19 protein-coding genes and 2 tRNA genes are annotated in these 18,604 nt (G+C 68.8%); 14 read left to right on the top strand and 7 right to left on the bottom strand.

Translation table 11 applies throughout. The annotated features are described in order from the left end of the window. Positions 1–35 precede the first annotated feature (35 nt). Positions 36–2,501, top strand: a complete 2,466-nt coding sequence (locus tag R2707_07965; GenBank protein MEZ5245014.1) for a glycoside hydrolase family 3 C-terminal domain-containing protein — start codon at positions 36–38, stop codon at positions 2,499–2,501. On the opposite strand, the gene R2707_07960 is transcribed toward R2707_07965, so the two are convergent. Next, positions 2,498–3,433: a cyclase family protein gene (locus R2707_07960; GenBank protein MEZ5245013.1), complete on the bottom strand. Its 936-nt coding sequence runs from the start codon at positions 3,431–3,433 to the stop codon at positions 2,498–2,500. The genes R2707_07965 and R2707_07960 overlap by 4 nt on opposite strands. 31 nt (positions 3,434–3,464) lie before the next feature. Next, positions 3,465–3,674, bottom strand: a complete 210-nt coding sequence (locus R2707_07955) for a hypothetical protein (protein MEZ5245012.1) — start codon at positions 3,672–3,674, stop codon at positions 3,465–3,467. 85 nt (positions 3,675–3,759) lie between these two features. On the opposite strand from R2707_07955, the gene R2707_07950 reads away from it, so the two are divergent. After that, the gene (locus R2707_07950) at positions 3,760–4,686 is read left to right on the top strand and encodes an MBL fold metallo-hydrolase (GenBank protein MEZ5245011.1); all 927 of its coding nucleotides are present in this window, start codon (positions 3,760–3,762) and stop codon (positions 4,684–4,686) included. A gap of 1 nt (position 4,687) precedes the next feature. On the opposite strand, the gene R2707_07945 is transcribed toward R2707_07950, so the two are convergent. Continuing rightward, positions 4,688–5,518: an SDR family NAD(P)-dependent oxidoreductase gene (locus R2707_07945; GenBank protein MEZ5245010.1), complete on the bottom strand. Its 831-nt coding sequence runs from the start codon at positions 5,516–5,518 to the stop codon at positions 4,688–4,690. Positions 5,519–5,574: 56 nt separating this feature from the next. Here R2707_07945 and R2707_07940 point away from each other — a divergent pair, with 56 nt between their 5' ends. Beyond that, the gene (locus R2707_07940) at positions 5,575–5,766 is read left to right on the top strand and encodes a hypothetical protein (protein MEZ5245009.1); all 192 of its coding nucleotides are present in this window, start codon (positions 5,575–5,577) and stop codon (positions 5,764–5,766) included. Here R2707_07940 and R2707_07935 read toward each other — a convergent pair. Further along, positions 5,763–6,446, bottom strand: coding sequence for an alpha/beta family hydrolase (locus R2707_07935; GenBank protein ID MEZ5245008.1), 684 nt, complete (start codon positions 6,444–6,446; stop codon positions 5,763–5,765). The two genes, R2707_07940 and R2707_07935, sit on opposite strands and share 4 nt — an antisense overlap. 49 nt (positions 6,447–6,495) lie before the next feature. Here R2707_07935 and R2707_07930 point away from each other — a divergent pair. The 3 genes from R2707_07930 to R2707_07920 all read left to right on the top strand — a co-directional run bounded on the left by R2707_07930 (position 6,496) and on the right by R2707_07920 (position 7,109). Continuing rightward, a tRNA-Cys gene (locus tag R2707_07930) sits at positions 6,496–6,570 on the top strand. A gap of 111 nt (positions 6,571–6,681) precedes the next feature. After that, positions 6,682–6,755: transfer RNA gene (locus R2707_07925), tRNA-Val, on the top strand. A gap of 69 nt (positions 6,756–6,824) precedes the next feature. Then, a complete protein-coding gene (locus R2707_07920) occupies positions 6,825–7,109 on the top strand; it encodes a chorismate mutase (GenBank protein MEZ5245007.1) in 285 nt (94 codons plus the stop codon). A gap of 9 nt (positions 7,110–7,118) precedes the next feature. Here R2707_07920 and R2707_07915 read toward each other — a convergent pair whose 3' ends face one another. Further along, a complete protein-coding gene (locus tag R2707_07915) occupies positions 7,119–7,541 on the bottom strand; it encodes a nuclear transport factor 2 family protein (GenBank protein ID MEZ5245006.1) in 423 nt (140 codons plus the stop codon). 84 nt (positions 7,542–7,625) lie between these two features. Between R2707_07915 and R2707_07910 the strand changes: the two genes are divergently transcribed. The 5 genes from R2707_07910 to R2707_07890 are packed head-to-tail and all read left to right on the top strand — an operon-like array spanning position 7,626 to position 13,933. Next, positions 7,626–8,393 carry a GntR family transcriptional regulator gene (locus R2707_07910; GenBank protein ID MEZ5245005.1) on the top strand — a complete coding sequence of 256 codons (768 nt, stop codon included), beginning with the start codon at positions 7,626–7,628 and terminating at the stop codon, positions 8,391–8,393. Beyond that, positions 8,390–10,141, top strand: coding sequence for a bifunctional isocitrate dehydrogenase kinase/phosphatase (gene aceK, locus R2707_07905; GenBank protein MEZ5245004.1), 1,752 nt, complete (start codon positions 8,390–8,392; stop codon positions 10,139–10,141). Before R2707_07910 ends, aceK begins: the two co-directional genes overlap by 4 nt. A gap of 7 nt (positions 10,142–10,148) precedes the next feature. Beyond that, complete coding sequence (locus tag R2707_07900; protein ID MEZ5245003.1) at positions 10,149–10,952, top strand: SDR family NAD(P)-dependent oxidoreductase; 804 nt, start codon at positions 10,149–10,151, stop codon at positions 10,950–10,952. Further along, complete coding sequence (locus R2707_07895) at positions 10,949–12,913, top strand: acyltransferase family protein (protein MEZ5245002.1); 1,965 nt, start codon at positions 10,949–10,951, stop codon at positions 12,911–12,913. The genes R2707_07900 and R2707_07895 overlap by 4 nt, the downstream gene beginning before the upstream one ends. Before the next feature lie 39 nt (positions 12,914–12,952). Beyond that, positions 12,953–13,933 (top strand): NAD(P)H-quinone oxidoreductase, encoded by a 981-nt coding sequence (locus R2707_07890; GenBank protein ID MEZ5245001.1) that lies wholly within the window; start codon positions 12,953–12,955, stop codon positions 13,931–13,933. Positions 13,934–13,945: 12 nt separating this feature from the next. On the opposite strand, the gene R2707_07885 is transcribed toward R2707_07890, so the two are convergent. Further along, positions 13,946–14,737, bottom strand: a complete 792-nt coding sequence (locus R2707_07885; protein ID MEZ5245000.1) for a PhzF family phenazine biosynthesis protein — start codon at positions 14,735–14,737, stop codon at positions 13,946–13,948. A 27-nt stretch (positions 14,738–14,764) separates the two neighbouring features. Between R2707_07885 and R2707_07880 the strand changes: the two genes are divergently transcribed. The 3 genes from R2707_07880 (at position 14,765) to R2707_07870 (ending at position 18,108) form a co-directional block, all read left to right on the top strand. Next, a complete protein-coding gene (locus R2707_07880) occupies positions 14,765–16,000 on the top strand; it encodes a cytochrome P450 (protein MEZ5244999.1) in 1,236 nt (411 codons plus the stop codon). An 81-nt stretch (positions 16,001–16,081) separates the two neighbouring features. Beyond that, positions 16,082–16,738, top strand: a complete 657-nt coding sequence (locus R2707_07875) for a hypothetical protein (protein MEZ5244998.1) — start codon at positions 16,082–16,084, stop codon at positions 16,736–16,738. Further along, positions 16,735–18,108: a pentapeptide repeat-containing protein gene (locus R2707_07870; protein ID MEZ5244997.1), complete on the top strand. Its 1,374-nt coding sequence runs from the start codon at positions 16,735–16,737 to the stop codon at positions 18,106–18,108. The genes R2707_07875 and R2707_07870 overlap by 4 nt, the downstream gene beginning before the upstream one ends. Here R2707_07870 and R2707_07865 read toward each other — a convergent pair. Further along, on the bottom strand, positions 18,022–18,546 hold the full coding sequence (locus R2707_07865) for a sulfotransferase domain-containing protein (GenBank protein ID MEZ5244996.1): 525 nt from the start codon (positions 18,544–18,546) through the stop codon (positions 18,022–18,024). The genes R2707_07870 and R2707_07865 overlap by 87 nt on opposite strands. Positions 18,547–18,604 lie beyond the last annotated feature (58 nt).

Raw genomic sequence — 18,604 nt, 5'->3', positions numbered from 1 at the left:
TACAACCCTTGTTGTTCGCGCGATCAGGAGAGCCGATGTCACCGCAGGACCCAGCCGCCCGTCGGCACACGAGCGACGAGGTCAACCACCTCGTGTCGCAGATGACGCTCGAAGAGAAGTGCACGATGGTGCGCGGCGACAGCGCCTGGGTCGTCCAGGGTTGCGAACGGCTCGGGATCCCGGACTGGACCCTGAGCGACGGACCGGTCGGAGCCCGGGGTCGGGGCACCGGTCCGGGACTCGTCGTGCCCGGACCGTCGGCGATCAGTGCCACGTGGGACACCGCGCTGGTCGAGGAGGTCGGGGTCGCCCTGGGTGTCGAGGGCAACGACCGCCGGATCGACGTGCTCCTCGCACCGACCGTCAACCTCCACCGCTCGCCACGCGGCGGACGGCACTTCGAGTCGTACAGCGAGGACCCCGAGCTGAGTTCCCGGATCGCCGTCGCCTACATCCGCGGCGTGCAGAGCCAGGGCGTCGGCGCGTGCGTGAAGCACTTCGTCGCCAACGACCAGGAGTTCGAACGCTTCACCATCGACGTCGATGTCGACGAACGTTCCCTGCGCGAGATCTATCTGCCACCCTTCGAGGCGGCAGTGAAGGAGGCGGGCGTCGCCTCGGTGATGGGTGCGTACAACTACGTCAACGGCGACCATGCCTGCGCCCACCCCGACCTCCTCGTCGACGTGCTGAAGGACGAGTGGGGCTTCGACGGTTTCGTCGTGTCCGATTGGGGCGCGATCAAGGAAACCGTCGCGCCGGCGCGGCACGGACTCGACCTCGAGATGCCGGGGCCGGGTCGCTGGTGGGGCGGGGGAAGGCTCCAGGCCGCGGTCGAGGCCGGTGAGGTCGATGAGGCGTCGATCGACGACAAGGTCCGCCGCATCGTCTCGTTCCTGAAGTGGCGTGGGCGCCTCGGGGCGGAGACCGATCACGAGGAGCGCAGCGTCGACCGCCCGGAGCACCGTGAGCTCGTACGCGGCGCAGCGGCGGCCGGGATGGTGCTCGTCAAGAACGCGCCCGGCCTCGACGGCGAGGCCGTCCTGCCGCTGGCCGGGTCCGGCACGATCGCGCTGATCGGCCCGGGCGTCGCATCCACCGCGATGCTGGGCGGCGGGTCGGCGAACCTCACCGCACACCGGACCACCAATGTGCTCGACTCCATGACCGAGCGCCTCGGCGATCGGCTCGTGGGTTGGGCGCCCGGCCTCGACATGCGGCGCAAGGCCGCGCCCGTACCCCCGGAATGGATGGGGGAGGGCGGGGTCACCTTCGAGCTGTACGACGGCATCGGCTTCGACGGCGAGATCTTCGAGACTGTCACCCGTGCGAGGGCGTTCGGCGTGTGGGTCGGCGACTCGTGGCCGAAGGGCCACGACACGATGTCGGTCCGGATGACGTTCGAGATGACGCCGAACCAGTCGGGACGGCACCGCGCCTGTGCCCTCGGTTTCGCCCACTCCCGGCTCTTCGTCGACGACGTGCTCGTGGCCGACAACGCAGTCGAACCCTTCAGCGGCGGACTCGGTCAGCACGGAGGCACCGGCACCATCGACCTCGAGGCGGGGCGGACCTACCGGATGCGGCTGGAACACGTGCCGCGCGGGCCGGGTCAGTGGATCTGTGTGGTCGACGTCGGGGTCGAGCTCGCCGACGACGACCGGGAGCAGGGGATCGCCGACGCCGTGGCCCTCGCGGCCCGGGCCGAGACCGCGGTCGTGGTCGTCGGATCCAACAACGAGTGGGAGTCGGAGGGTGGGGATCGCGAGTCCATCGAGCTGCCCAACGGCCAGGACGACCTCGTGCGGGCCGTCGTCGCTGCGAACCCGAACACCGTCGTGGTGCTCAACTGCGGAGCGCCGATGACCCTGCCCTGGCTCGATGACGTGCCCGCGGTGCTCCTGGCGTGGTATCCGGGCCAGGAGGCCGGTGATGCCATCGCCGACGTGTTGGTCGGCGACGCCGAACCCGGCGGTCGGATGCCGACCACCTGGGCCCGCGACGAACGCGACACCCCCGCCTACGTCAACTATCCGGGAGAGGCCGGGGTTGTCCGCTACGGCGAAGGGATCTTCGTCGGCTACCGCTGGTACGACACCCGCGGGATCGAGCCCCTGATCCCGTTCGGTCACGGCGGCTCCTACACCACCTTCGAGTGGGGTGCGCCGAAGGTGGCAGGGGACGGCGTCGATCTCGTCGTCACCGTGCCGGTCACCAACACCGGCGAGCGGACCGGGAGCGACGTGGTGCAGATCTACGTCTCACCCACCGAGCACGTCGTTCCCCGGCCCGAGAAGGAGCTCGCCGGTTTCGCGAAGGTGCATCTCGTGCCGGGCGCGACCGGCACGGCGACCGTACGCCTCTCGGAGCGTTCGTTCGCCCGCTGGGACGCCGGCGTGCACGCATGGGTCGTCGATCCCGGCCGCTACATCGTGGTGGTCGCGGCATCCGCCACCGACATCCGGTCGACCGTCGAGGTGGTCGTGCCCGACCCGTCCTAGAGGACGGCGATCGGGCTCACCGGGGAACCGGTGCCGCCCTCGACGTGGAGTGGGGCGACCGTGAACTGGAAGTCCCACTGTCCCTGCGCCGCGCACGCCTCACCCAGCCGGTCGAGACGCAGGTTGTCGAGCAGGTGCACCCCCATGGCGACGAGGGCGCACTGATGCACGGGCATGAACCAGCCGTCGATCCCGAGCCCGGGGAGGCCGTCGGACACCCCGTCGGCCCCGAGCACGGCGATGCCGCGGTCGTGGAGCCAGGGGATGCACTCGGGATGCAGACCGGGAAGGCCGTGCCACGGGATCCACGGGCCCTCTTCGGTCCGCCGCGCATCACGGCCGGTGGCGACCAGCAAGATGTCGCCTTCGCCGACCGAGACGCCCTGGGCGGCCTCGCATGCCTCGAGTTCGGCCAGGGAGATCATGTGGGTCTTCTCGAGCGAGGGCACGCCGAGGAACCGGGGAATGTCGAGCAGCACCCCGCGCGACACGATGCCGTCGCTCGCACACATGATGCTGCCGTGACGGGCACCCGTGCTCTTCACCTCGGTGCCGGCGAAGCCGTTGTACATCTGTCCGTCGACGAACACGTGACACAGGGCGTCGATGTGGCTCGTGGCCATGCCGTGGAACGCCACACCGACGAAGTCCATCGTCGTCTCGAAGTCCGACCCGGGCATCACGCAGTCGTCGCCACCGCGCACCATCATGTGCAGCGCTGGGTGCGGATTGTCGGCGGCCGGTTTGACGGCCAGCGGCAGCGAGCAGCTCACGACCGTGCCGCTGCGGACGGCGGCCGCCGCCTCGACCCGCTTCGCCGCGGTGATCAGGTTGAGCGCACCGGCCTCGTCGTCGTCACCCCACCGTCCCCAGTTCTTGACGCTTTCGAAGACCGAACGCATCCGGTCGGGAGTCCACTCGTCGGTTGCCATGAGCGAACCGTAGGGGACGGGGCTCGGTCGGTCACGGCCGGCACGGGGCCGCGATGGTGGTCGCGATGGTGGTCGCGATGGTCGTCGCAATGGTGGTCGACGGTGCGGCCGCGTGTGTCGCGACACAATCGACGGGTCGGGTGTCCTTCGTCGCGTTCTCGCTCGCCGGGCCGAAGGGGCCGATGGCGAGCGCCGCGGCGACGAAGCAGACGCTGGCGATGAAGGACGGTGATCGGTTCATGTGCCCATCGTCGACGTCGAGACGACGTCCGACCATGACGCAGATCACGTTCCGAGGATCTTCTCCCGACCGTTAGGGTCCGGCCATGGACGACGTGACTCGGCACTGGGGCGACGAGGCCCGTTCCCTCGCGGCCGGAGTGACCGTGTTGATCGGCGACGGCAACGGCGGGTACCCCAGCGGCAACTCGCTCGTGGTCGCGGGGGCAGGCGAGACCGTCGTCATCGACCCGTCGGTGACCGTCGTCGCGAAGGGTGGCGTGGGTGTCGCCGTCGATGCCGTGATCAACAGCCACGGGCACGAGGACCACATGGCCGGCAACGGGATGTATGCCGATGCCCGACTCCACATCCACGAAGCGGATCTGCTCGCGGCCCGCGGTCTCGACGGCCTGATGGAGGTCTACGGGTTCGGGCCCGACGACGAGGACGACGCGCGGGCCACCTTCCGTGACGAGTTCCACTACACCGACCGCCCCGACGCCACCGGATTCGGCGACGGTCACGTCTTCGACCTCGGCGGTGTGACCGTCGAGGCCGTGCACCTGCCGGGCCACACGCGGGGGCACAGCGGGTTCCGCATCTCGGGCGGCGTCTTCTTCCTCTCCGACATCGACCTCACCGGGTTCGGGCCCTACTACGGCGACGTGTGGAGCGACTTGGAGGACTTCGAGGCGAGCCTGCATCGAGTCCGCCAGGAAGATGCCGCCCACTACGTGACGTTCCACCAGAAGGGCGTGATCGACGGGCGGGACCGATTCCTCGAGATGATCGACGCGTATCTCGCCGTGATCGAGCGCCGACACCGGGCCATGCTCGACTTCCTGGCCGAACCGCGTGGCCTCGAGGACCTCGTCGCCCACCGCTTCATGTATCGGGCCCACATCCCGGCGAGCTTCGCCGACCGCGCCGAACGTCGCTGCGCCGAACTGCATCTCGCCCGGATGCTCACGCGCGGCGAAGCCGAGGCCACCGACGACGGACGCTGGGTCGCCGTCGGCGCTCGTTCGTGACCTACTGCTCGAAGCGGCTGCGGATCGCCTCGTTGGTGACGAAGATGGGCAGGTCGTGCTCGTCGACGCCACCCCGGCTCGGCCCGCCGTCGACGTCGATGGTCTGGCCGCTCACGTAGCTCGCGAGGTCGGAGAGCAGGAAGAGCGCCACGTCGGCGATGTCGTCAGGTCGGCCGCGCCGCCGCAGCGTGATGCTCGCCGCCAGCGGGTCGACCTCGTCGGGGTCGCGGCCCGAACGGGGCGTGTTGATCGTGCCGGGGGCGAGCGTGTTGGCCCGGATCCCGTGGCGACCCCACTCCATCGCCATCGAACGGGTCAGTGAGTCGAGCCCCGCCTTCGCCGCGCCGTAGGCCGACAGGAGGGGCTGGCCCCGGCTGGCGATCGACGAGATGTTGACGATCGCGCCGGGTCGACCTCGTTCGATCAACCCCTTCGCGACGTGCTGACACGCGATGAACGCATAGCGGAGGTTGGTGGTCATCAGGTGATCGAACGACTCGATCGGGAAGTCGGTCAGGCGATGCCAGTGGTCGGGGGTCGCGCCGCCGACCACGTTGACGACGAGGTCCGGCGGACCCATCTCGTCGGCGCCCGCGTCGATCGCGGCGCGCAGGGCATCGAAGTCGGTGACGTCGGCGACCTGGGCCGACGCCCGCCGGCCGAGGGCCTCGACATCGGCCTTCGTGGCGTCGACGTGTTCGGCTACCGCGCTCACGGCGATCACATCGGCGCCGGCGGCGGCGAGGCGCTGACAGACCGCGGTTCCGATGCCGCCGCCACCGCCGCCCACGACCAGGGCGACTCGTCCGGTGAAGTTGATCTCGATCGACATGGGCGACACTCTATGTCGCGACTTGCGGGCGAACGTGTGTTCGCTACGATGCGGCGATGCTGCAGTTCGACCGAGATCACGAGATCGAGCACCTCCGCCGGTCGATCGCCATGCTCCCCGCCGGATCCGATGCGCTGAAGCGCGAGGAGGCGATGGCCCTGCTGGGTCGTCTTCGCGATGTCACCGCCCGACTCCGCCGCGTGGAGGACGGTCTTCGTGCCCTCCTCGCCGACGAACCCCGGAGCTAGTGGGCGGCGAACTTCTCGCGGACCCAGGTGCCGGTGATCTCGGCGATCTCGTCGGCCACTTCCGCCATCAGGTGGTCGGTGTCGGGGAAGATGCGCACCTCTCCGGTGCCGGCGAGGGTCCGCACCATCAGCGAGTTCTCCGGCCCGAGGATCGAGTCGCGGTCGCCGTGGAGCAGCAGCAGGGGGGTGTCGCCGATGCGGGCGGCCTCCTCGCACCCGGCCGACTGGGTCGCGTAGGTGACGACGCCGGCGGTGTGGGCCGTGAACGTCGACGCCGCCTGGATCGCGACCGCACCGCCGAACGAATGACCGAGGATGACGAAGCGTTCGGCGCCGTTACGCAGCGCCAGATCGGCCGCCGCGCAGGTGTCGAGCAGTGACCGCGTGAGGTCGCCGGGCTTGCGGTAGCCGACGGCCATCGCTGCCCGGCCTTCCGCCGCGAGTTCGAGACCCAGCTCGAGATACAGCGAGCGGCCCGGCCCGAGCATCCCGCCCATCGCCCCACCGCACATCAGCACGACGTCGGTCGCGCCCGGGGCACCGTGCCACATGATCTGGAGGAGTCCCTCCATCGTGTAGATCTCGACCAGACGGCTGGTGTCGCTCAGTTCGCCGTCGGTCTTGGCCAAGACGCCGAGCATGTCGAGCGGTGAGCGGCGGGCGGATTCGGAGTCGGTCACGGCTCCATGCTCGCACGAACGCCGTGTCCCGCTACCATTTCACCCGCTGGCGCCGGTGCCCGAGCGGCCCAAGGGAACGGCCTGCAAAGCCGTACAGTCGCGGGTTCAAATCCCGCCCGGCGCTCGTCAGTACATCGAGAACGGGGTCGCCGCCACAGGCGGCGGCCTCGGCTCGTTCGTTCCGTACATCCCCGTTCGGGATTCGCGAGAACCGCTGCTACAGTTTCCGACTTCGGGGCCGTTAGCTCAGTTGGTTAGAGCGCCTGCTCGACACGCAGGAGGTCACAAGTTCGACTCTTGTACGGCCCACGGGAACCCTTCGGGTTCCTTGGAGTTCCGGCTTCGCCGGAACGCCAAGGGGAAACCCTTCGGAGATTCATGAGCGATCCACAGCTCGAGCAGTATCGCTCCAGCATCGACAACATCGATGCGGCGCTGATCCTCCTGCTCGCCGAACGGTTCAAGGTCACCAAGGCGGTCGGGGAGTACAAGGCCGTCGCCGGGCTGCCTCCCGCCGACCCGGCTCGCGAGGAACAGCAGATCGCCCGCCTCCGTGAACTGGCGGCATCGGCCAACCTCGATCCCGCGTTCAGCGAGGCGTTCCTCCGATTCGTGATCGCCGAAGTGATCCGCCATCACGAGCGCGCCGCCAACGGCGGCTGACCCACCCGGTCAGTGCACCGGCTGGTGGTCGGTCCAGACGACCTCGAGACGACGAGTCGCGATGCGCCACCCGTCGTCGGTGCGGACGAAGCGGTCGTGGTAGCGGATGTGCATGACCGTGTCGGTCCGGCTGTCACCGTCGACGCCGAGATGGTGCGCAGTGCAGTACGTGACGCCTCGGATGTCGCCATCGTGGCGCTCGAGCAGCTGCTGTCCGACCATGTGGTTCGTCGCCTCGTAGCGATGGAGGCCCTGCATCGCGTCCAGGACCGCGTCGATGCCGTCGCGAACGGCTCGTCCGGTGTCGAGTCGGCAGTCGGCGACGAACACCTCGCGCAGCCGTTCGAAGTCGCGGAGGTCGACGGCGACGGCATAGCGGGCCGCGAGCTCGGCGAGGGCCAGCCGGTCGTCGACATGGAGTGGTTCAGCCATGCGTCACGATCGCATGCCTGCGCGGTGCACGCACGCGAGGGCGAAACGGACGGTGGTGCCGCCGATAGGGTGAGCACCCTCACGATGGACTCATCCCGACTCGACCGATCGAGCACGCTGCCACTGTGGGCGCAGCTCGAGAACGTGCTGCGCCGAGCGATCGACGACGGCGAGTTCGACGATCGTTTCCCCACCGATCTCGAGCTCACCCGGCGTTACGACGTGAGCCGGCACACCGTTCGCGAGGCGGTCGGGCGACTGCAGGCCGATGGCCTCCTCACCCGGGTCCGGGGTCGTGGCACGGTCGTCGAGCGGCCCGAGTTCGAGCAGCGGCTCGGTGCTCTCTACAGCCTCTTCTCCTCCATCGAGGCCTCCGGCGTCGAGCAGCGCAGCGAGGTCGTCGCGTCGGGCATGGTCACCGACGCCGAGGTCGCGGCCCGGCTCGGGCTCGCGGCCGACGCCGAGCTCTTCCGGCTCGAACGGCTCAGGTTCGCCGACGACGAGCCGCTGGCGCTCGACACCGCGTGGCTCCCCGAAGAACTCGGGCGCGCCCTCCTCGACGCCGACTTCTCCCACACCGCGCTCTACGACGAGCTCGAGCAGCGGTGTCATCGCCGTCCCGACCGTGGGTGGGAACGCATCGCACCGGTGATCCCGAGCCCCGAAGAGCGCACCGTGCTCGGTTGCGGAACCGACGAGGCGGCGTTTCGGGTCGAACGACTCGGCCAGCACGGCGAGACGGTCGTCGAATGGCGGGTCACCCTGATCCGGGGTGACCGCTACCGCTTCTTCGCGGACTGGTCGGCATCGGGAAGCCGCGGCCTGCGCATGTCACCCGAGGAAACCACATGAGTGCCACAACACCGCCGCCATCGGATCCGGTCGTCGACCGACTCGCCCTCACCCTCCACGACGCGTTCGTCGACTACCACGATCGCTTCCTCGGCATCACCCACCGCGCCTCGCGGTGCTTCCTCGGGCGCGACTGGGGTGCGCATCAGAGCGATGCCACCGAGCGGCTCGCGCTCCACAAGCAGCTCGTCTACGGCGTCGTCGACGCGTCACGGCTCGTGCTGCCCGACGACGACGCGGAGGCGCGGGCGCTCTGGATCCGAGCGCGGCGCCGCTACGTCGACCTGGTCGGCGAACGGATGGATCTCGAACTCGCCGAGACGTTCTACAACTCGGTCACCCGTCGTCTCTTCGAGATCGTCGGGCTCGACACCGAGCTCGAGTTCCTGTGGCTCGGCCCGACCGCGCTGCCCGCCGACGACGGCAGCCGGGGCGAGTACCGGGCGTTCCCGCACGAGGGTGATCTGGTCGCCTGCGTCCGCGAGATCTTCGAGCACTCACCCCTCGCCACGCACTTCGAGGATCTCGAGGCAGACGCCGTGCGGGTGGCCGACCGCATCGGTGCACAGCTCGACGAGATCTGGGACGGCCAGCTCGACGCGATCGATGTGTTGCGACCGATCTTCTATCGCAACAAGGGCGCCTATCTCGTCGGTCGGCTCCGTTGGCTCAACCGCGTCTCGCCGGTCGTGATCCCGTTGCTCAACTCCGAGCGGGGTGTCCACGTCGATGCGGTGCTGCTCTCCGAGACCGATGCGAGCCGACTCTTCGGCTACACCCGCTCCTATTTCCACGTCCTGTGCCGCCGGCCGGCGGCGATCGTCGGCTTCCTGAAGTCGGTGCTGCCGGTGAAGCCGGTGGCCGAGCTCTACACCTCGATCGGCTACAGCCAGCACGGCAAGACCAACCTGTTTCGGGCGCTGTATCGCCACATGGACCACTCCAACACCCGATTCGAGCGGGCCCGCGGCGCACGCGGGATGGTGATGGCAGTGTTCACGCTGCCGTCGTTCGATGTCGTCTTCAAGCTGATCAAGGACCGGTTCGCCCCGAGCAAGCGCACCACCCCCGAAGAGGTGAAGCGGCGCTACAAGCTCGTGTTCAACCACGACCGGGTCGGCCGCCTCGTCGATGCGCAGGAGTTCACCAACCTGAGCTTCCAGCGAGACCGTTTCGACGAGGACCTGATCGACGAACTGCGCAACGACTGCGCCCGCACCGTCACGATCACCGACGACGAGGTCGTGCTCCACCACGTCTACACGGAGCGCCGCCTCTACCCGCTCGATCTCTACCTGCGCGAGATGTCGCCCGAGCGGGCCCGCGCCGCGGCGATCGACTACGGCTACGCCGTCAAGGATCTCGCCGCGGCGGCGATCTTCCCCGGCGATCTCTTCCCGAAGAACTTCGGTGTCACCCGGCACGGGGCCGTGGTCTTCTACGACTACGACGAGTTGGCGCTCCTCGAAGACGTCAACTTCCGCAAGATGCCGGTCAGCCGCAGCTACGACGACGAGATGTCCGATCAGCCGTGGTTTCCCGTCGAGTCCCACGACGTGTTTCCCGAGGAGTTCTCGACCTATCTGCGTTCGCCCCGTGTCGTCGGCGAGGTGATGGACACGCGCCATCCCGAGCTGTGCACGGTCGAGTTCTGGAAGTCGATGCAGGCCCAGCACAAGCGGGGCGAGATGCCCGACTTCTTCCCCTATCCCGAGGAGCTCCGCTTCAATGCCACTGCCACAGACTGACGGAAAGGTGGCGGTCGTCACCGGCGCCGGATCCGGGATCGGGCGCGCGATGGTCGCCCACTTCGTCGAACGGGGCATGTCGGTCGCGGCGGCCGACATCGATGCCGCAGCGGCCGCCGAGACGGCAGCGCTCGCCGGCGGCGACGTCATCTCGATGGGGGTCGACGTCTCCGATGCCGCTGCGGTCGAGGCTCTGGCCGATGCCGCCTACGGCGAATGGGGTGCTGTCCATCTGTTGTGCAACAACGCCGGCATTTTCCAGGCCGGCCTGTCGTGGCAGCGATCGATCGAGGACTGGGAGTGGGCGTTCGGGGTCAACCTGTGGGGCATCATCCACGGCGTGAAGGCGTTCGTTCCCCGGATGCTCGACGGGGGTGACGACGGCCATGTGGTCAACACGTCCTCGGTCGCCGGGTTCGTGGCTGCGCCCTACTCCGGGCCCTACAACGTGTCGAAGGTGGCGGCGTTCTCGATGAGTGAGACCCTGGCCCACGACCTGGCCGCCGTCGGCGCCCGGATCGGCGCCTCCGTGCTGTGCCCGAGCTCGATCCGCACCGGGATCGCCCACACCGACAAGGTGCGCCCCGGCGGACCGAGCGACGAGGGCGCCGATGCCGCGCTGGTCCGCGACTCGCTCTTCCAGATCACGGAGACCGGCATCGACCCGACCGAAGTGCCGCCGATCGTGCTCGCAGGGATTGCGGCGGGCGATTTCCTGATCGCCACGAAGCCGTCGTACCGCACGCAGATCCAGACCCGATTCGACGCACTGCTGGAGCGGCGACTTCCGCCGACACCGCCGGTCGATTGATCGGCGAGCGGTCCCACGTCGCTGCGCTCGACGGCCTGCGCGGCGTCGCGGTCGCCACGGTCGTCGCCTATCACCTCCGACCCGACTGGGTGCCCGGTGGGTTCCTCGGGGTCGACCTGTTCTTCGTCCTCTCGGGCTACCTCATCACCAGCCTGCTGCTCGACGAGCACGCCCGGAACGGGCGCATCGACCTGCTCGCGTTCGCCGGACGTCGCCTGCGACGCCTCCTCCCGGCGGTCCTGGTGGTCGTCGTCGTTGCGACCGCGTATGTCGCGGCGACCGGTGAGTTCGGCGAGGTCGAACGGGCCCGTCGGCACGCGCTCGCGACCCTCGGCTATGTCGCCAACTGGGTGTTCATCGCCGATGGCGACTCGTACTTCGCCGACATCGCCGGCCCGTCGTACTTCCGCCACATGTGGTCGCTCGCGATCGAGGAGCAGTTCTACCTGCTGTGGCCGGGGCTGGTCTGGTTGGCGATCCGCGCCGGGGGTCGGCGTGGCGTGGCCGTCGTCGCCGCAGCGGTCGCGGCGGCATCGCTCGGTTGGATGCTCGTCCTGCACGATGGTGGCGACCCGAGCCGCGTCTACTTCGGCACCGACACCCGCATCTTCGAACCGCTGATCGGCGCGCTCGTGGCCGTGCGGATGCCGCTGCGCGCCCCGAAGCCGGTGCTGGCTTCCCGGGCGGCGATCGCGGGGGGTCTCGCGTGGCTCGTTGCCGTGTTCGTCATCGACGACCGGTGGACGGGCTTCTACGAGGGTGGAGCCGCCGCCCTCGCCGGGCTGGCCGTGCTCACGGTTGTGGGGGCCACTCGTCCCGGCATCGTGGCGAACGTGCTGGGGTGGCGACCCCTGGTCGCCCTCGGCGCGATCTCCTATGCGGTCTATCTGTGGCATTGGCCGCTGTTACTGATCCTTCGACGTGAAGGGCTCGAGGGCGTCACGCTCGATGTCGCGGTGGTCGCAGCCACGCTGGTCATCTCCACCCTCTCGCTCCACCTCGTCGAGTCGCCGGTCCGCTCCGGCGCCTGGCTACGTGGGTGGCGCCCGGTCGGGGTCGGCTCGGCGGCGATCGCCGCCGTCGCCTTCGTGGTGGTGGTCCTGACGCCCACGGCGGTCCCCGCCGACGCGGTCACGGCCGATGAGGTGATCGCCTCGGTCACCGATCGGCCGGTCGTCTCGCCGCCGGCGCTGCCGGAGACCGAGACGACCACCCCACCCGAACCGGTCGGACCGATGACGGTGGTGCTGGTGGGCGACAGTGCGGCGTGGACGCTCGGCGGTGGCGTGCTCGATCTCGACACGAGCCACGGCCCCTATGTGTCGCCGTTCGACCCCGACGAGATCGTGCTCGTCAACCTGGCACGGAAGGGGTACCGACTCGTCCCCGGCTCGACGGTCGATTTCGACCAGGAGAGGGTGCGGCCGCCCGACGACCTCGTCTCGGAGGAATGGTGGCGCGAGACGGTACGAACCGTCCGGCCCGACCTCGTTGTTGCGCTCTTCGGGATGAGCGATCTCCAGAGTCGCGTGATCGACGGCGTGTCGGTGCCGTTCGGCTCGCCGGAGTTCGCCGACGCCACCCGCACCGCCGCTGCGGCACTCCTGGGTGACCTGGCGGACGTCGCCCCGGTCGTCATCTTGACCACCCCGCCGCTCATCGGTGACGACATGCCCGTCCCCGTCATGGCCGAGTTCTTCGACCGGTACTCGTCGGAGCGGGCGACGGCGTTCAACCGGCTCCTGGCCGACATCGCCGACAGTGATCCACGGTTCACGCTCGTCGACTTCGCATCACCGCTGTGCCCCGGGTCCGAGGGCGACGGATTCGTCAACGGGTGCGTCGTCGATGCCGACGGAGATCCGATCCGTCACGACGGCGTGCACTTCACCACGCCCGGTGCCGAACGGGCGGCCGAGATCCTGGCGCCGCTGCTGCTCGACCAGCGAGGATCCCGCTGACGGTGGCCGCCTTCGGGCGATCGGCCCTATCGTGCCGCCATGCGCGCTGTGGTCCTCGAAGAGAAGGGCGGACCGGAAGTCCTCCGAGTCCGTGACGACATCCCCGACCCGACGGCCGGACCCGAGGAGGTTCTCGTCGAGATCGTCTCGTCGGCGCTCAACCGGGCCGATCTCCTGCAGCGCATGGGTCTCTATCCGGGCCCGCCGATGGTCCACGAGATCCCCGGTCTGGAATACGCCGGCCGGGTGATCGCCGTCGGCGACCGGGTCGCCGGGCGGTCCGTCGGCGATGCGGTCATGGGCATCAGCAATGGCGGCTGCTACGCCGAGAAGATCGCGGTGCACGAGCGCCAGACGATGCTCGTGCCGTCCGCTCTGCCCCTGGCCGATGCCGGCGCGTTCCCCGAGGTCTTCATCACCGCATGGGACGCGCTCGTGCGTCAGGGAGGCCTCACGTCGGGTCGCTGGGCGCTGGTCCACGCCGGCGCCTCCGGCGTCGGTACGGCCGCCATCCAGATCGCCAAGGCGCTCGGTGCCCGCATCGCCGTCACGGCCTCGGCCGGCAAGCACGGCGTCTGCGAAGCGCTCGGGGCCGACGTCGTGATCGACTACGCGACGGAGGACTTCGCCGACCGGGTGCTCGAGGCCACCGGCGGCATCGGTGTCGACGTGGTGCTCGACGTCATCGGCGGCGACTACCTGCCGAGCAACGTCCGTGCCGTCCGCGTCGGAGGTCGGATCATCCAGGTCGGGGTGATGGCGGGCGGACCGGTGCCGTTCGACGTCGGCAGTCTGCTGATGAAACGGGCCACGGTGACCGGCACGACGCTGCGGGCCCGCCCGATCGAGGAGAAGATCGCGATCACCCAGGAGTTCGCCGCCCAGCTGCTGCCACGGGTCGCGGAGGGCGTGCTCGCTCCGGTGATCGACAGCCGGTTCCCGCTCGACCGGGTGGCCGAGGCGCACGCACACATGGGGGCCAACGCCAACGCCGGCAAGATCGTCCTCGAGATCGGTTGACGTCGGGCCCGCTCAGACGGCGAACTCGCCCCGCATCGTCGTGACCGCCTGACCGAAGATCTCGACACGGTCGCCGACCAGCGCAACCTCGAGCTCGCCGCCCCGCGCCGAGGCCTGGTGATAGCGGAGCCGGTCACGCCCGAGATGGGCCGACCAGTAGGGCGCGAGCGTCGTGTGGGCCGACCCGGTGACGGGGTCTTCGTCGACCCCCGCGGCCGGGGCGAAGAAGCGTGAGACGACGTCGTAGTCGGCCTCGTCGTCGGCGACGGCGGTCACGATGGCTCCGCGGCACTCGACCCTGCGCAACAATCCGAAGTTCGGTTTGACGGCCCGTACCTGCGCCTCGGAGTCGACAGCGACGAGATAGTCGGTCCTCCCCCGACGCACCGGCGTGTCGTCGGGAACCCCGAGTGCGGCGAGTAGGCCCCGTGGCGGTTCGGCCCGACGGGAGGAGTCGGCCGGGAAGTCGAGCACGATGCCGTCGGGGAAGGCCTGCGCTGCGAGGAGGCCGCTGCGGGTCGTGTAGCGGATCGTGCCGTCGACGCCGCCATCGGTGGACAGCACGTGGGTGGTCGCCAGCGTCGCGTGGCCGCACAGGTCGACCTCGACCGTCGGAGTGAACCAGCGGAGGTCCCAGAGGTCACCGTCGGGGTGGCAGAACGCGGTCTCCGAGAGGTTCATCTCGGCGGCGATGTGCTGCATCCACTCGGGGTCGGCCGGGCCGTCGAGGATGCACACGGCCGCCGGATTGCCGCGGAACGGTCGGTCGGTGAACGCGTCGACCACGGTGACGAAAGTGCCCATGAGCGCATGATCGCCTATTTTCTCGCGATGGCGAATCATCCCACCCCGAACCACCCGGTCCGCGACCACATCGACCTGATGGACGGCAACTGGTACGCGTCGCAACCTCACGACGACTGGACGTGGATGCGTGCGAACGCCCCCGTCTACTACGACCCGAATTCCGACGTCTGGGCCGTCGCGAAGTACGACGACATCCTCACGGTCTCCCGAGATCCGGCAACGTACTCGTCGTTCAAGGCGCCGAGGCCCAAGGGTGACCCGCTGCCGATGATGATCTCGATGGACGATCCCGACCACGTGAACCGGCGCAAGCTGGTCAACAAGGGATTCACCCCGAAGCGCGTGCGCGACAAGCTCGACCAGATCGACACCTTGTGCGACATGATCATCGACCGGGTCTGCGAGAAGGGTGAGTGCGACTTCGTGTGGGACATCGCCGCGCCGCTGCCCCTCCTGCTCATCGGTGACATGCTCGGCTTCCCGCGCGAGTCGTTCGACGACCTGCTCGAGTGGTCCGACGATCTGATCCGGGGAACCACGACGACCACGTCGCCCGAGGCCTCGGAGAAGGCGATGCTCGCCGGCATGGCGTTCCGAGAGTTCCAGATGGGCATCATCGCCGATCGCCGGGCCAACCCCGGCGGCGACGACCTCGTCAGCATCCTCTGCGAGGCCGAGGTCGACGGCGATCGGCTCGACGACGAGTCCATCGTGCAGGAGTCGTTGCTGATCCTCATCGGCGGCGACGAGACATCCCGCCATGTCATCACGGGCGGGATGCAGGCCCTCATGGAGTTCCCCGACGAACGCGAGAAGCTCCAGGCGAATCTCGCGGAGGGTGTCGAGGTCGCGGTCGAGGAGATGCTCCGCTGGGTCACCCCGATCAAGAACATGGCCCGGACCACCATGGCCGATGTCCAGATCCGCGATCAGTCGATCCCGGCCGGGAGCGACATCATCATGTTGTACCCGTCGGGAAACCGCGACGAGGAGCACTTCGTCGACCCGTTCCGCTTCGATGTCACCCGCGACCCGAACCACCACATGGCCTTCGGTTTCGGCACGCACTTCTGCCTGGGCGCGTCGCTCGCCCGGCTCGAACTCAGGGAGATGTTCACCAAGGTGCTGACCCGTCTCCCCGACATCGAGCTGAGCGTGCCCCAATCGGAGCTGCCGTGGCGCAACTCGAACTTCATCACCGGCGTCGAGGCGATGCCGGTGACGTTCACTCCGACCGAGAGGGTCGGCGCCCGCGCGTAGGGCGGAGGGCGCGTCCCGTCACGGAGCGTGGCGAGCCCTCCCGCCGGTCCGGTAAGGTCGGCACAGGCGAGGGGGCACGCGGTGGAAGCGAATTGGATCTGGCGGGTCATCGGGGTGCTGGGGTTCGCGCTCCTCGTTTCGGCGTGCCATCAGAACGGCACGGTGTTCGCGGTCGACACGACCGACGACACCGTCGACATCACGCCGGGCGACGGCCTCTGCGCCGACGCCAACGGCAACTGTTCACTGCGGGCCGCGGTCATCGAGGCGAACGCTCTCCCGGGCGTCGAGGAGATCCGCCTCGTCGACGGTGCCACCTATGCACTGACCATTCCCGGCGGTGTCGAGGACGACTCGTTCACCGGAGACCTCGACATCCGTTCGGCGGTGGTCGTCACCGGTGACGGAACGATCGTCGGTGACAGCGGCGGCATCTCGGTGAGCGTCGACGCGCCGGTGGGCCTCACCGAGTTCGACGGACCGAACCTCCACATCGGGGAGCGGGGCCTCTGGATCCTCGGCGGATCCACCGTGTCGCTCCGCCACCTCAGTTTCGCAGACGTCTCGGCGGCACCCGTGGTCGTCGAGGACGGCGCCTTGACGGTGTGGTCGAGTTCCTTCGCCGTCTCGACAGGGAGCGGCGTCCATGCGCGGCAGGGATCCGTCCGACTCGAGAACGCGACGATGGCCGGATCTTCGCGCCAAGGGCTGGTCCGAGTCGACGGGTCTCGGTGGTGACCATCGTGTCGAGCACGCTGTCGGGGGGCTCCGTCGAGGTCAACCGCGGCAGGACGGGGACGATCTTCGTGCAGTCGTCGATCCTCGACGTGAGCAGGTGCGGAGCGGGAATCGTCAGCCTCGGCCACAACCTGCTGTCCGGCTCTGGCTGCTCGTACAACGAGAGCGGTGACATCTCCGGGCCCGTGTACCCCGTCTCGGGGCCGCTCGCCGACAACGGCGGTGAGGTGTTGACCCTCCTACCCGACCCCTACGGCGACGCCGTCGATGGTGGCCTCCCCACCGGCTGCACGCTCACCGGTGACGACGCACGGGGCTTCCACGGCCGTTCGGGCCCGCCTGCGACATCGGTGCCGTCGAACTGCAGTACGGCGCCGACTGTGCGACGCCGGGCCCGCAACGCCGACCTCCGGTTCTGCGATTTCGAGGCTGCGTTCTTTGCCGGCATCGATCTCTCGGGCGCCGGCGCGACCGGCGCGAACTTCGAGGGTGCGGACCTGAGCGACGCCACACTCGTCGGATCGACGTTCAGTCGGGCGAAGGTCGACAATGCCGTCCTCAACGGCGCCGATCTGACCGACGCCGACCTCTCGTCCGCCATCGGCGGCTTCTTCGCCGACGGCGTGAACTTCACGAGGGCACGGCTCGAGAACGTCGCGGTGCGCAGCGCCGTCGGCGCCGACTTCACCGACGCCGATGCGCCCGGATTCGGTACGTGGGCCTTCACCGCGTCGATCGCTGGTGCGAACATCGAAGGAGCCGACTTCACCGGCGGGTCCTTCTGGGGAGTCACCAGCGGCGGGCTGACGGGGACGGCGACGTTCTCACCGGGCGTGGGTGTGATCGATGGTTATCTGATCGACACCTTCGTCAGTCTCGACGGCGTGGATTTCTCGGACGCGGACACCACCGGTATCGGATTCGGGCGTGTCACGATCACGAACAGCGATCTCTCGAACATCAGGATCTCCAGTTCGTGGGCCGCGAACTACACAGGCTCGACGCTCGACGGCACCGACTGGACCGACACCTATGCCGACAACAGCGTGCTACGGGAAACGACCATCGTCGATGCGGACATGACCGGCGCCGTAGTCGCGTCGACGAGTTGGCGTGACGCGCTGGTCGTCGGTGTCGATTTCACCGACGCCTCGCTGTGGTCCGCCGACTTCCGAGACGCGATCCTGCTGCTCAACACCTGGGACAACACGACCTGCCCGTCCGGGGTGAACTCCGACGACAACGGGGGGAACTGCGACGGTCAGTTCACCAGGGGTGCGCCGTCAGTCGGCGGTGGCGCGCCGGTACCAGCGCAGTTCCAGGGCATGGGCGTCGAGGACTTCGCGGCGGGTGGCCTCGTCGACGAGTGAGCGTTGGCCCGGGGTCACGTTGGTCTCGGTCACGGCGCCCGATGTCGACCAGCCGAGCCGGTCGGCGAGACGGGCGAGATCCGCCTCGTAGCGTTCGGTGATCCCGATGAAGAAAAAGTCGTCGGGCTCGAGGCCGGCCACGTACTGCTCGGCGAACTCCGTGCGGATCGGATCCCAGCGAGCGAACTCGGCGAGCGTCATCTCGCGGCGGAGGAACTCGTCGTGGTTCGGGTTGCCGTGCGGCGCCGTGGCGAGCCAGAAGTCGTAGTACGAGGCGATGCGCTCGACCGGGTCGCGCAGCCACATGATCAGCTTCGCGTTGCGGCCGGCGCTCCAGAACTGGTCGGGGGAGAAGTGGCCGTGCACGGCTCGGAACCGGCGACCGTTCGGTCGGGCGCCGTCGTAGACGGGCGCGAGGTCGTCGCCGTACTCGCGCACCAGCGCCTCGCGAAACGAGGTGCCGGCGGTCTTCGGGATGTGGACGCTGATCAGCTCG

This window comes from Acidimicrobiales bacterium, assembly GCA_041394245.1.
Taxonomy (GTDB): Bacteria; Actinomycetota; Acidimicrobiia; order Acidimicrobiales; family Aldehydirespiratoraceae; genus JAJRXC01.
Note: the sequence above shows the minus strand (reverse complement) of the source record. Positions and strands in the feature narration are given on the sequence as shown.